This is a genomic window from Streptomyces sp. NPDC001634, assembly GCF_040298185.1.
Lineage (GTDB): Bacteria > Actinomycetota > Actinomycetes > Streptomycetales > Streptomycetaceae > Streptomyces.
In genome coordinates this window covers 1-14274 of record NZ_JBEOZU010000148.1, presented here as the reverse complement: position 1 = coordinate 14274, position 14274 = coordinate 1, and the positions used below count along the sequence as shown (strand labels likewise).

Below are 14274 nucleotides of genomic sequence, written 5' to 3'. Positions count from 1 at the left end.
GCTCGCCGGACGGCTCGGCGGCCTCGCCGCGCCGGAACGGCTCGCGGTCCTGCTGGACACGGTCCGGGACCAGGTGGCCGCCGTCCTCGGCCACGACTCGACCGACGAGGTACTGCCCGGCCGGCACTTCGCGGAACTCGGCTTCGACTCGCTGACCGCCGTGGAACTGCGCAACCGGCTCGGCTCCGTGACCGGCTTCCGGTTGCCCGCGACGCTCGTCTTCGACCTCGACACCCCGCAGGCGCTCGCCGCCGACCTGGCGGAGCGGTTCGCCGGGGCGGCGTCCGGAGGTCAGGGTGCCCCGGGGGCGGCCCGGCCCGACGACGACACGGCGCAGTCGGCCGCCCGCGCGGAAGACACTGTGGGCGCGCTCTTCCGCACCGCCTGCGAACAGGGCCGTATCGACGAGGGATTCGCGCTGCTCCAAGCGGTCGCGGAGCTGCGGCCGGTCTTCGAGTCCCCGTCCGGTCTCACCGGTCCGGCCGCAGGACTGCGGCTGGCCGCCGGGGACGAGGGCCCCTCGCTGATCTGCTTCAGTTCCTACGTGGCGCTGGCCGGCGTGCACCAGTACGCACGGTTCGCCTCCGCCTTCCGCGGCCGACAGGACGTGTGGGCGCTCCCCACGCCCGGTTTCGGGCGCGGCGAGCCGCTGCCCGCCTCGCTGGACGTGGTGGCCAGGACACAGGCCGAGTGGGTGCTGCGGTGCGCGGACGGCAGACCGTTCGTCCTGACCGGGTCGTCGTCCGGCGGCATTCTGGCCCTTGCCGCCGCCCGTCATCTGGAGAAGTCGGGTCAGCCGCCGCTGGGGGTGGCCCTCCTCGACACCTACATGCCGCGCGCGGACTCGCCGTTCACCCGCTTCTCGGGCGAAATGCTGGGCGGGATGTTCGACCGGGAGTCGATGTTCGCGCACATGGACGCCGACCGGCTGTCCGCCATGAGCTGGTACATCCGGATGATCGGCGAGTGGGATCCGGGCGACCTGTCCGCGCCCGTGCTGCTGGTGCGGCCCAGTGAGCCACCCGTCACCGTGGCCGAGCAGGGGCCCGAGCCGGGGGAGTGGCAGAGCTCCTGGGACGGTGCGGGCAGCGTGGTCGATGTCCCCGGAAATCACTTCACGATGATGGAGTCCCACGCCGCCACCACCGCGGGCGCCCTCACCAACTGGATCGACACGGTGCTGCCGTCGCACACCGCCGGCCGGGGGCCGGCCCACCGAACCGAGGGAGCATGATGCGGGTCCTGTTCGTCACCCTGTCCGAGAAATCCCATCTGTACCTGATGGCTCCGCTGGCATGGGCGCTCACGGCGGCGGGCCACGACGTCCGCGTCGCCAGCCAGCCGATGGCGACCGAGACCATCACCCGCGCCGGGCTCACCGCCGTCCCCGTCGGCAGCGACCACGCCATCCACCGGGACATGGCCGCCTACCGGGAGTCGCAGGACTACCGGACGGCGAACTGGAGCCGCTGCGAACGCCCCGACGTGGACTGGACGGAGCTGAAGGAGCGCTACGAGCTGAGCGTGCCCTACGCGTTCGCCGTCTACAACGACTCCATGATCGAGGATTTGGCGGCCTTCGCCCAGAGCTGGCGGCCCGATCTGGTGGTGCGCGATCCGCTGGCGTACGGCGGTGCCGTCGCCGCCCGCATCAGCGGAGCCGCGCACGTGCGCCTGATGTGGTGCGCCGACGTATGGGGCCGTACCCGGCAGACGTATCTGGAGCTGATGAGGGAGCAGCCCGAGGCCGAGCGGGTGGATCCGCTCGCCGAGTGGCTGGCGGCGAGGTCGGAGCCGTTCGGGTTCTCCTGCGACGAGGAGATGCTGCACGGCCAGGCCACCATCAGCACCCTGCCCGCGTCCCTGTCCATCCCGACGGCATCGCCCGAACTGCCGATGCGGCACATCCCGTACAACGGCCGTGCGGTCGTGTGGGACTGGTTGCGCGAGTCGCCCAAGCGGCCGCGGGTCTGCCTCAGCCTCGGAGCCTCCAACACCGAGGACTACGGCGGCGACTACGTCTCCGTGCAGGAGATCCTCGACGCCCTCGCCGATGAGGACGTGGAGGTCGTGGCCGCGCTGCTGCCCGCGCAGCGGGAGAAGCTCACCTCGGTCCCCGGCAATGCCCGGGCCGTCGACTCGGTGGCCCTGCACACGCTGCTGCCCAGCTGCTCGGCCATCATCCACCACGGCGGATACGGCAGCTTCGCCACCGCCATGGCCCACGGAGTGCCCCAACTGGTGCTCTCCACCCTGGTCTCCGACCACGAACTGCGCGGCCGGGCGCTCCAGCGCGCGGGTGCCGGCGTCTATCTGCACCACCGGGACGCCACCGCGGAGAAGGTCCGTGACCACGTCCGGCGGTTCACCGGGCAGCCGGAGTTCGCCGATGCCGCCCGGCGGGTGCGTGCCGACTGCGAGGCCATGCCGAGCCCGAAGGACGTGGTGGCTTCCCTGGAACGACTGGCGGAGGTCAGCTGACCGTCCCGTCGGCCGCACCGAGGCCCGTCACCGTGTCCACCCCCGACCGCTGCACACCAGATCACCACAGGAACAGGACAAGAGACCATGAAGATCAACGTGGACCGCGAGCGCTGTGTCGGAGCCGGTCAGTGCGTGCTGGCCGCTGCAGGCGTCTTCGACCAGAGCCGTGAGGACGGCCTCGTGGAACTGCTGCAGACCGAGCCCCCGCAGGATCTGCACGCCGCCGTGAACGAGGCGGAACTGATCTGCCCCTCCGGAGCCATCGAGATCCAGTCCTGACGGCCGGCTCCCTCACCGACGACACCAGTTAGGCGGGATGGAAACCGTGAAGGCTCTCGTGCTGTCGGGAGGTGCGGGAACCCGGCTGCGGCCGATCACGCACACCTCGGCGAAGCAGTTGGTGCCGGTCGCCAACAAGCCCATTCTCTTCTACGGCCTGGAGGCGATCGCCGACGCCGGGATCACCGACGTCGCGATCGTGGTGGGCGACACCGAGAACGAGATCCGGCAGGCCGTCGGCGACGGCTCCGACTTCGGTCTCGACGTCACCTACCTGCGGCAGGAGGCCCCGCTGGGGCTGTCCCACGCCGTGCTCATCGCCCGCGACTTCCTCGGCGACGACGACTTCGTGATGTTCCTGGGGGACAACTTCGTCTTCGGCGGCATCACCGACTCCGTCGACGAGTTCCGCAAGGAGCGCCCGGACGCCCAGCTCCTGCTCACCCGGGTGCCCAACCCGTCGGCCTTCGGCGTCGCCGAACTCGACGACATGGGGCGGCTGGTGAGGCTGGAGGAGAAACCCGAGCAGCCCCGCAGCGACCTGGCACTGGTCGGCGTGTACCTCTTCAGCCCGGCGATCCACGAGGCGGTACGCGCCATCAGCCCTTCCCCACGCGGCGAACTGGAGATCACCGACGCCATCCAGTGGATGCTGGACCGGGACCGGGACCTGCGCACCACGGTGATCACCGGCTACTGGAAGGACACCGGGAACGCGGCGGACATCCTCGACGTCAACCGCAGACTGCTGGACCTGCTGGAGTACCGGGTCGACGGGGACGTCGACGAGAGCAGCGAGATCGTCGGCCGGGTGCACATCGACGCCGGAGCCGTCATCCGCGGCTCACGCATCGTGGGGCCGGCGATCATAGGCCCCGGCACCCTCGTCGAGGACTCCTACATCGGCCCGTCGACGTCCATCGCGGAGGGATGCGTCATCCGCAACAGCGAGATCGAGTTCTCGATCATCCTGCGCGATTCCAGCTTCGACAGCATCCGCCGGGTGGAGGGCTCGCTCGTCGGTCGCAACGTACGCGTCTCCCTCGGCCCCCGGGTGCCCGCCACCCACCGGCTGGTCATCGGAGACCACGGGCGGGTGCAGATCTCGTCATGACCGACCCGCACCTGGCACCCACGGTCCCGGCCGCCACCCGCATCCTGGTGACCGGCGGAGCCGGCTTCATAGGCTCCCACCACGTCAGAACCCTGCTCGGCCCCACCGGCCCGGCCGGCGTCACCGTCACCGTCCTGGACCAGCTCACCTACGCCGGCAACCCGGCCAACCTCGACCAGGTCCGCGACCATCCCGCGTTCGCCTTCGTCAAGGGCGACATCTGCGACCAGGACCTCGTCGACGACCTCATGGCGAACCACGACGAGGTGGTTCACTTCGCGGCCGAGTCCCACGTGGACCGCTCGATCCTCAGCTCCACCGAGTTCGTCCGCACCAATGTTCTGGGCACCCAGACACTGCTCGCCGCGGCGCTGCGGCACGGTGTGCGTACCTTCGTGCACGTGTCCACGGACGAGGTGTACGGCTCCATCGACACCGGCGCCTGGACGGAGGAGTGCCCACCGCGGCCCAACTCCCCCTACTCCGCCTCGAAGGCGTCCTCCGACCTGCTCGCCCTCGCCTACCACCGCACCCACGGCGTGGACGTGCGGGTGACCAGATGCTCCAACAACTACGGCCACCACCAGTACCCGGAGAAGGTCATCCCGCTGTTCGTCACCAACCTCCTCGACGGCCGCAAGGTCCCGCTGTACGGGGACGGCGGCAACGTCCGCGACTGGCTGCACATCGACGACCACGTGCAGGGCATCGAACTCGTCCGCACCCGCGGCCGGGCCGGCGAGGTCTACAACATCGGCGGCGGCACCGAACTGACCAACCGTGAGCTCACCGACCTGCTGCTCGACGCCTGCGGCGCGGGGCCGGACCGTATCGAGTACGTCCCGGACCGCAAGGGCCACGACCGCCGGTACTGCGTCGACTGGACCAAGATCCGCGACGAGCTCGGCTACCGGCCGCACAAGGACTTCGCCACCGGCCTGGCCGAGACCGTCGCCTGGTACCGCGCCAACCGGGCCTGGTGGGAGCCGCTGAAGCAGACCACCGAGGTGACCCGTTGACCGGTCTGAACGAGATTGTCGTCGTCGGTGCCGGCGCCGCCGGCGCCACGACCGCCGAGACCCTGCGACGCCAGGGCTACGAGGGCCGGCTCACCCTCGTCGGCGCCGAATCCCATCCGCCCTACGACCGGCCACCGCTGTCCAAGCAGATCCTCTCCGGCCGGTGGGAGCCCGACCGGATCCGGCTGCGCGGACCCGACGCCTACGACCGTCTCGGCATCGACCTGCGTCTGGGCACCGCCGCCGTCCGGCTGCACCGTACCGGCCGCGCCGTCGAACTCGCCGACGGCACCCGGCTGCACGCCGACGCCGTCGTCGTCGCCACCGGTGTACGGCCCCGGCGGCTGCCCGGCGCCGACGGACTGACCGGCGTCCACGTCCTGCGCACCCTCGACGACGCCCTCGCCCTGCGAGCGGCCCTGGCCTCAGGGCCGCGACTGGTGGTGGCCGGCGCCGGTCTGCTCGGCACCGAGGCGGCCGTTGCCGCCCGAGGCCTGGGCGCCGACGTCACGCTGGTCGGCACGGGGCCCGTAGTGCTCCTCGACCTGATCGGGCCGCAGGCGGCCGGACTGGTCGCCGCCGTGCACCGCGATCTCGGGCTGCGCTTCCGGCAGGGCCGGGTGACCGGGGTCGAAGGAAAGGGCGGAGCCGTCACCGGTGTACGGCTGGCCGACGGGACGCTGCTGCCCGCGGACGTGGTGCTGGTCGCGGTCGGTTCGCTCACCAACACCGAGTGGCTGCAGGGCAGTGGCGTCCGGGTCGACGACGGCGTCGTGTGCGACGCACTGTGCGCGGCGGAGCCCGGAGTGTGGGCAGCCGGCGACGTGGCGAGCCGACCCGACATGCGCACGGGTCGCCGACAGCGGCTGGAACACCGTACGCACGCCACCGAACAGGCCGTCACCGTCGCCCGCAACCTGCTCGCCGGCACCGGAGCGCGGCCGTTCGCGGCGCTGCCGTACTTCTGGACCGACCAGCACGATCTGAAGATCCAGGTGTTCGGGGAGGTCGGCGGGGCCGACCGGTGCCACATCCTCGAAGGCAGCCCAGCCGAGCGGAAGTTCACCGCCGTCCACTGCGTCGACGGCCGGGTCCGTGGCGCCATCGCCGTCAATTTGCCCCGCGCCGCCCAGCAACTGCGCCCCCTGGTGGAGAGCGGAGCCCCTTGGACGGGCCGGCCGGAGGAACAGACGACGGCGGCCGGCGCATCTCAGGCGTGAAACCCACACCCGCGCGGGCGCGCTGGCAGCTCGCGCCCGCGCCCGTCCGGAGCGTACGGTGCCGAGCGTTCAGCCTGGAGCGTACGGTGCCGAGCCTCAGCCGCGGTCCAGTCCGGAGCGGCGGCCGGGATCGGGGCCGTAGCCGTCGCGGTAACCGCCGCCGTACATCGGGTCATCGATCTCCGGCATCAGGATCGGCCACAGGCCCGCGCGCGCGTGGTAGATGTTGACGATCACCAGCATCAGCAGGGTGAAGACGCCGTACTGGGCGCCGTTGAGCGCCGGCACCACATGCACCGGCAGCGTGTACGCCATCAGCGTCCGGATCCCCGAGTCCACCAGCAGCCCGATGCCCCAGATCACCGTGGTGACCCGCCAGATCCGCCGGAAACGCGGTACCTCCGCCCACAGTTCGTCCCAGTCCCGGCCGCCCGCGGCACGCCGCTCCAGCAGCCGTCGCGAGAAACCGAACGCCAGCGGACGCCTGCCGCGCAGCGACACGAGGAAGCCAACCCCGGCCACACCCGTCAGCCAGCCGTCCCGTACCAGCAGCAGCCGCGGACTGCCCCCGACCACCGACACGACGATGCTCAGCACCAGCATGGTCGTCACGAACACGCCCAGCACATCCAGACGCCGCGTCCTGGCGAACCGCACCAGCGTCGCGCCCGCGGGAACCACCGTCCCGGCCGTCAAGGCGATCAGATCGCTCACCCCGGCCGCCGTCAGCCCGTAGTACAGACCGATCGGGACGCCGAGGTCCAGCAGCACGGTCAGCAGCAGGGGCGGACCGGAGTCGGAGCCGACGGGGTCACGGGCGGCGCCGCCACCGCCGACGGGGCCGTTGGAGGGCTTGTCCGGCAGGGTGCTGCCGCCGCTGCTCATGTGTTCTCCGTCCGATGGGACCGTACGGAACGGTTGCCCGGTCGCCCATACGTCGACACCTTGACATCAGGGCGGCTGCCATGCTCAAGCGTACGTGCGGCCCCGCGTGCGGGCTCCCGGCAACCGGCCATATCGCGCCAACACTTTGGAATTCCCTAGAACTCCACGACGTCTCGCTGCCCCTCGCCCCCTCGGTGCTAGCGTCGGGCACCAGGTCCACCCCGTGCACACGTCCATTTCTCGCCGCGGCCGCAGGCATCGATTCCCTGCACAGCTGTCTCGGCGTATCGAGACCTGTCACCCTCCGCCGACCCAGGAGACATCTGTGACCGACGTTCAAACAACTCCCGAGTCGCCTGCGCCGACCGAATCCATACCCGCGCCCGGTCCCATGCGACTGAAGGAGATGCGCGAGGTCGTCAGAAACGTCCCGCGCTATCTCTCGGGCCTGCGTGACAAGCACGGACCCGTGGTCCGCGTTCCCATGGGAAAGACGGACGCTTTCCTCATCAGTGATTTCGGCGTGGTGCAGGACGTCATCATCGCCTCCAGCCGACGCTTCGACAAGGATGCCCAGAAGACCGGCCCCGGCCCCGACGACTGGGGCTCGAGCCTCGAACGCGTCCTGGGCAAGGGTCTGGTGACCAGCGTCGGCACCTACCACCGCCGTCAGCGCCGGCTCATCCAGCCCATCTTTCACCGTCAGCGCATCGCCGGATACGGCTCCGCGTTCGCGACCATCGCCGACAACTTCTCGGCCAGGTTCAGCGACGGCGAGCGGTTCAACTTCCACGAGTCCATGTACGAGCTCGCCCTCGGCATGGTCACCCGCACCCTCTTCGACGTCTCCCTCGAAAGCGAGGCCGCCGACCGCATCCGCACCGCGTTCCCCCGCGAAGGCGGTCCGCTGCGCTGGGAGTTGAGCCCGATCGGCAAGATCCTGCTGCGCCTTCCGCTGCGTGCCAACCGTCAGTTCAAGCAGGGACTGAAAGCCGTCGACGACATCGTCTACGGCATGATCGAGGACCGGCGCAAAGGCTCCGGCGACGGTGAGGACCTGCTGTCCGTGCTGCTCACCGTCACCGACGCGGACACGGGCGAACACCTCACCGACCTGGAACTGCGCGACGAGGCCATCACCTTGCTGATGGCCGGGCACGAAACCTCCTCCGGCTCGCTGACCTGGGCGTACTACCTGCTCGGCACCCACCCCGAGATCCGTGAGAAGCTCCACGCCGAGATCGACGAAGTCCTCGGGGACCGGCTGCCCACCGTCGAGGACCTGCCCCGCCTCCAGTTCACCGACGCGGTGTACTCCGAGGCGCTGCGCATGTATCCGCCGGCCTGGGTGCTCGTGCGGCGCGCCCTGGAGGACTACACGGCCAACGGGTACCACATCCCGCGCAACAGCGTTCTCATGGTCAGTCCGTACGTCCTGCACCGTGACGCCGGCTGGTGGCCCGAGCCGGAGCGGTTCGCCCCCCAGCGGTTCCTGCCGGAACCCGATCCGTCCGACCCGCTCACCGGCCACGCCAAGGCCCCGGGCCGCCCCAAACTGGCGTACCTGCCCTTCGGCGCGGGACCCCGCCAGTGCATCGGCAACGTCTTCGCCCAGATGGAAGGCGTCATGGCGCTGGCGACCCTCAGCCGGCACTGGGAGTTCGAGCCGGTCGGCGAACCGCCGAACCGGGTCACGAGCGACTTCACCCTCCAGCCCCGCGGCGGCCTCGAGATGGTCGCCCACCGCAGGCGCTGAGGGCCGCCAACGGCCGCTGACCAGGGCCGAACTAGTAGAAGTCTCCCTAGATCACGGGCTGCCTGCGGGACTCACCCGCAGGCAGCCGCCAGTATGAAAAACGTCGGAACCGGCGATCGCATCGCACCCACCGATCGCATCGCAACCGTTGATCGCATCGCAACCATCGATTGTCCCGCAGGTCGCGCGGCAGTCGGATCCGGCCGGAATGCGCGGCCAGAAATTGTGCTGGATCCGTAGGGCGGAGGCAGTGGCCGTGTTGCCAGAAGACGCACACGCACGGGAAAACGTGTCGGAATCCCCTCAGGGGCCCGAATCAGTTCGGGGCGGGGAATCCCTTCGGGGGCCGGAATCCCTCGGGCGTCCGGAAAACTTCCCTGGGGACTCGGTCCGTATCCCGTCGGGATCCGAAGACGTGACGGCGGTCGGGAATGCGATAGCGGTCGTCGGAATGTCGTGCCGCTTTCCCCAGGCACCCGACCCCGCCGCTTTCTGGCGCCTCCTGGCCGAGAGCGAAAGCGCCGTCACCGACACTCCCGAGGACCGCCGGGACTCCCTCGCCGACCCGGACCCGGCCGCCCCCACCGCCGTCCACCGTGGCGGCTACCTCGACCACGTGGACCGCTTCGACCCCGGCTTCTTCGGCATCTCGCCGCGCGAGGCCGCGGCCATGGACCCCCAGCAGCGCCTCGTCCTCGAACTCGGCTGGGAGGCCCTGGAGGAAGCGGCCGTCGTCCCCGCCCGGCTGCGCGGCAGCCGCACCGGCGTCTTCGTCGGCGCCATCTGGGACGACTACGCCTCCCTCGCCCGCCGCCTCGGCCCTGAGGCCGTCGGCCGGCACACCCTCAGCGGCCTGAACCGCGGCATCATCGCCAACCGCCTCTCCTACGTCCTCGGCCTGCGCGGCCCCAGCCTCACCGTGGACGCCGGCCAGTCCTCCTCCCTGGTCGCCGTGCACCTGGCCTGCGAGAGCCTGCGGCGCGGCGAGTCCGAACTCGCCCTGGCCGGTGGCGTCAACCTCACGCTCGCCCCCGACAGCGCCCTGGCCTCCGCCGGTTTCGGCGCACTCTCCCCGGACGGCCGCTGCTACACCTTCGACGACCGCGCCAACGGCTATGTACGCGGGGAGGGCGGCGCCCTCGTCCTCCTCAAGCCCCTGGCCCGCGCCCTCGCCGACGGCGATCGTATCCACTGCGTCATCCGCGGCAGCGCCACCAACAATGACGGTGGCGGCGACGGCCTGACCGCACCCCTGCGCGAGGCCCAGGAGGACGTGCTTCGCCTCGCCTACCGCCAGGCCGATGTGAACCCGGCGGACGTCCAGTACGTCGAACTGCACGGTACCGGTACCCGGCTCGGTGACCCCATCGAGGCCGCGGCCCTCGGCACGGTCGTCGGCCGCGCCCGCACCGACAGCTCACCCCTGCTCGTCGGTTCCGTGAAGACCAACATCGGCCACCTGGAGGGCGCGGCGGGCATCGCCGGGCTCCTGAAAACCGTCCTGTCCCTCAGCCACGGACGGATCCCCGCCAGCCTCAACTTCGAGAACCCGAACCCCGCAATCCCCCTGGACGACCTCAACCTGCGGGTCGCGACCGCGCACCAGCCGTGGCCGCACCAGGACGGGCCGCGGCGGGCGGGCGTCAGCTCCTTCGGCATGGGCGGCACCAACTGCCATGTGGTGCTGGAACAGTGGACCGGGAACGAGTCCGGCGGCGCGGGCGGGGCCACGTCGGACGCGGCTCCCTCCGGTGCCGCCGGCGCTCCGCTCCCGTGGATCCTCTCCGCCCGTACCCGCAAGGCGCTGCGTGGCCAGGCCCGCCGACTGCTCACCCGCGTGGAGACCGACCCCGCCACCGATCCGGCGGACGTCGCCTACTCCCTGGCCGAGACCAGGACCCGCTTCGAACACCGTGCCGTCGTACTCGGCACGCGCCGCGAAGAACTGCTGCGCGGCCTGACCGCGCTGGCGGACGGCACCCCGTCGCGCGATGTCCTCACCGGCGTCTTCGAACCGGCCGGACATGCCCGTACCGCCTTCCTCTTCGCGGGCCAGGGCTCCCAACGGCTCGGTATGGGACGCGAGTTGTACGCCACGTACCCCGTCTTCGCCGAGGCCTTCGATGCGGTGGACGCGGAACTCCCGTTCAGCCTGCGTGAGGTGGTCTTCGGCGAGGGCGGTGAGAGCGGCGAGGCCGCGGAAGCTGCCGCCGAGCGCCTGAAGCGGACGGAGTACGCGCAGCCTGCCCTCTTCGCCTTCGAAGTTGCCCTCTTCCGCCTCGCCGAGTCCTTCGGAGTACGCCCCGACGTCGTGTTCGGCCACTCCGTCGGCGAGATCGCGGCGGCCCATGTGGCCGGGGTCTGGTCGCTGGCCGACGCCTGCCGTGTGGTCGTCGCCCGGGGGCGGCTGATGCAGGCCCTGCCGGGGGGCGGGGCGATGGTCGCCGTTCAGGCGACCGAGGACGAGGTGCTGCCCCTGCTGAACGACCGGGTCGGCATCGCCGCCGTCAACGGTCCGCGCGCCGTGGTGGTGTCGGGCACCGCCGAGGCCGTGGACGGGGTGGCCTGCCACTTCAGGGCCGGCGACCGGAAGGTGACGGCCCTGCGCGTCAGCCATGCCTTCCACTCGCCGCTGATGGAGCCGATGCTGGACGAGTTCCGCGCCGTGCTCGCCGAAGTCTCCTACGGGCAGCCCACGCTCCCGATCGTCTCCGACGTCACCGGCCGCCCCGCGACGGCCGAGGAACTGGCGTCCCCCGACTACTGGACGCAGCACGTCCGCCGTCCCGTACGGTTCGCCGACGGCATCCGGACGCTGGAGGAACAGGGCGTCCGCCGATTCCTGGAACTCGGCCCGGACGGCACCCTGACGGCCCTGGCCGAGGAGAGCCTGGACGACGACGAGGCGTTCGTGATCCCCGCCGTCCGCAAGGACGGCCCCGAGGCTCCCGCGTTCCTGGCGGCCCTCGCCGCCCTGCACACCCGTGGCCTCCCCGTCGACTGGGCGCCCGTCTTCGCCGCGCACCACGCCCGGCGCACCGAACTGCCGACATACGCCTTCCAACGCCGCCGCTACTGGCTGTCCGATGCCGTCGCAGGCGGTGCCCCGTCACCGGCTGTCATCGGAGAGCCCATGGCCTCCACGGCGGCTCCGAGCACCGAGGACGGGGCCGTTGCCGCTGAGGACGGGCTTGTCGCAGACGCCGAGGACATCATCGATGTGACCTCGCCTCTGCACGACCGCCTGGCCGGTCTCTCGCCGCGTGAGCGTCACCGCTCCCTGCTGGAGCTGGTCCGCGGCCACGCCGCGGACATCCTGAGCCATGACTCCGCGGACCAGGTCGAGCCCCGCCGCACCTTCAAGGATCTCGGCTTCGACTCCCTGACCTCCGTCGACCTCCGCAACCGGCTCAGGGCCGCGACCGGACTGCGGCTGCCCGCCTCCCTGCTGTTCGACCATCCGACCCCCGAGGCCGTGGCCGGCCACCTGGACGGCCAACTCTTTGGTGCCGCCGCCACCGAGTCCGCTCTGCCCGTGCCGACGAGTCTGGGCGACGATCCGGTGGTGATCGTGGGTATGGCGTGCCGGTTCCCTGGCGGAGTCGCTTCGCCGGAGGATCTCTGGCGGCTGGTCGTCGAGGGGCGCGACGCGATAGGGGACTTCCCGTCCGACCGCGGCTGGGATCTCGACGCGCTGTACGACCCGGAGCCCGGCACCCCCGGTCGGGTGTACGTCCGTGAGGGCGGTTTCCTCTACGGCGCCACCGAGTTCGACGCCGGACTGTTCGGTATCTCGCCGCGTGAGGCGTTGGCGATGGATCCGCAGCAGCGGTTGCTGCTGGAGACGTCGTGGGAGGTGTTGGAGCGGGCGGGTATCGACCCGGCGACGCTGCGCGGCACCCGTACCGGCGTCTTCGCCGGACTCGTGGAACAGGGGTATGGAGCCCGTCTGCGCGATGCCGTCGAGGAGTCCGACGGTTACGTCCTCACTGGCACGACCCTGAGTGTGGCGTCGGGTCGTATCGCGTACACCTTTGGTTTCGAGGGTCCTGCGGTGACGGTGGACACGGCGTGTTCGTCGTCGCTGGTGGCGCTGCATCTGGCGGCGCAGGCGCTGCGTTCGGGTGAGTGTGATCTGGCGCTGGCCGGTGGTGTGACGGTCATGGCGGGTCCGGAGATGTTCGTGGAGTTCTCGCGGCAGCGGGGGCTTGCGTCGGACGGCCGGTGCAAGGCGTTCTCGGACGGCGCGGACGGTACGGCCTGGTCCGAGGGTGTGGGTCTGCTGTTGGTGGAGCGGTTGTCGGACGCGCGTCGCAACGGTCACCGGGTGCTGGCGGTTGTGGCGGGTTCGGCCGTGAACCAGGATGGTGCGAGCAATGGTCTGACGGCGCCGAACGGTCCGTCGCAGCAGCGGGTGATCCGTCAGGCGCTGGCCGGTGCGGGGCTCAAGCCCGCCGATGTCGACGCGGTGGAGGCGCACGGCACGGGTACGCCGCTGGGTGACCCGATCGAGGCTCAGGCGCTGCTGGCCACTTACGGTCAGGACCGTGAACGGCCGTTGTGGCTGGGCTCGTTGAAGTCGAACGTGGGTCACACGCAGGCGGCTGCCGGTGTGGGTGGTGTGATCAAGATGGTGATGGCGATGCGGCACGGGGTGCTGCCGCGGACCCTGCACGCCGAGGAGCCTTCCTCGCATGTCGACTGGTCGGCCGGGGACGTCGAGTTGCTGACCGAGGAGCGTGTGTGGCCCGAGGCCGGTCGTCCGCGTCGTGCTGGTGTTTCGTCCTTCGGTATCAGCGGTACCAACGCGCACGTCATCCTCGAACAGGCCCCGGCCACGTCGGCCGACCTCACAAGTTCGGAGGCCGGCACGCGGCCGGACCCGGCGGTCGTCCCGGTGGTGGTGTCGGGTGCGGGCGTGTCGGCGGTGCGCGGTCAGGCGGAGCGGTTGTGGGCTTGGCTGGAGGGCTCGGCCGGTGACGGGGTCCGTGTCGAGGACCTCGCTCTGGCGTCCGTGACGACCCGGACCGTGCTGGAGCACCGGGCTGTTGTGCTCGCCGCCGACCGGGACGGGCTCCTCCAGGGGCTGCGTGCGCTGGCGGATGGCGGGGAGGTTCCCGGGCTCGTCCGGGGTACGGAGACGCGTGCCGGGAAGACGGCGTTCCTGTTTGCGGGGCAGGGGTCGCAGCGGCTGGGCATGGGCCGGGAGTTGTATGAGGCGTATCCCGTCTTCGCCGAGGCCTTTGACGCGGTGGACGCGGAACTGCCGTTCGGTCTGCGGGAGGTGGTGTTCGGTGAGGACGCGGAGCGGCTGAATCGGACCGAGTATGCGCAGCCTGCGCTGTTCGCGCTTGAGGTGGCGTTGTTCCGGTTGCTGGAGTCGTGGGGTGTGCGGCCTGATGTCCTGGCCGGTCACTCGATCGGTGAGATCGCGGCGGCGCACGTGGCCGGGGTGTGGTCGCTGGCGGATGCCTGTCGGCTGGTGGTGGCTCGTGGCCGGTTGATGCAGGCGTTGCC

9 protein-coding genes are annotated in these 14274 nt (G+C 70.8%); 8 read left to right on the top strand and 1 reads right to left on the bottom strand.

The genetic code is table 11. The features are described 5' to 3' along the window. From ABT186_RS45370 to ABT186_RS45345, 6 genes are all read left to right on the top strand, one after another. Positions 1-1234: alpha/beta fold hydrolase (locus ABT186_RS45370; protein ID WP_351930248.1), on the top strand; the 1234-nt coding region annotated here is incomplete at its 5' end. After that, positions 1231-2481 (top strand): activator-dependent family glycosyltransferase, encoded by a 1251-nt coding sequence (locus ABT186_RS45365; RefSeq protein WP_351234561.1) that lies wholly within the window; start codon positions 1231-1233, stop codon positions 2479-2481. The genes ABT186_RS45370 and ABT186_RS45365, both read left to right, overlap by 4 nt. Before the next feature lie 87 nt (positions 2482-2568). Next, a complete protein-coding gene (locus ABT186_RS45360; RefSeq protein WP_351234559.1) occupies positions 2569-2763 on the top strand; it encodes a ferredoxin in 195 nt (64 codons plus the stop codon). A 46-nt stretch (positions 2764-2809) separates the two neighbouring features. Beyond that, a complete protein-coding gene (locus tag ABT186_RS45355; protein WP_351234557.1) occupies positions 2810-3877 on the top strand; it encodes a glucose-1-phosphate thymidylyltransferase in 1068 nt (355 codons plus the stop codon). After that, entirely contained in the window at positions 3874-4896 is a 1023-nt protein-coding gene (rfbB, locus tag ABT186_RS45350) for a dTDP-glucose 4,6-dehydratase (protein WP_351930246.1), read from the top strand. Before ABT186_RS45355 ends, rfbB begins: the two co-directional genes overlap by 4 nt. Continuing rightward, entirely contained in the window at positions 4893-6116 is a 1224-nt protein-coding gene (locus tag ABT186_RS45345; protein WP_351234554.1) for an NAD(P)/FAD-dependent oxidoreductase, read from the top strand. Before rfbB ends, ABT186_RS45345 begins: the two co-directional genes overlap by 4 nt. A gap of 96 nt (positions 6117-6212) precedes the next feature. On the opposite strand, the gene ABT186_RS45340 is transcribed toward ABT186_RS45345, so the two are convergent. Further along, the gene (locus ABT186_RS45340) at positions 6213-7001 is read right to left on the bottom strand and encodes a VC0807 family protein (protein ID WP_351234552.1); all 789 of its coding nucleotides are present in this window, start codon (positions 6999-7001) and stop codon (positions 6213-6215) included. A 325-nt stretch (positions 7002-7326) separates the two neighbouring features. Between ABT186_RS45340 and ABT186_RS45335 the strand changes: the two genes are divergently transcribed. Next, a complete protein-coding gene (locus ABT186_RS45335) occupies positions 7327-8757 on the top strand; it encodes a cytochrome P450 (RefSeq protein ID WP_351234550.1) in 1431 nt (476 codons plus the stop codon). Positions 8758-9208: 451 nt separating this feature from the next. Further along, positions 9209-14274, top strand: a 5066-nt coding sequence (locus ABT186_RS45330; RefSeq protein WP_351930250.1) for a beta-ketoacyl synthase N-terminal-like domain-containing protein, incomplete at its 3' end; no start/stop codon positions are given.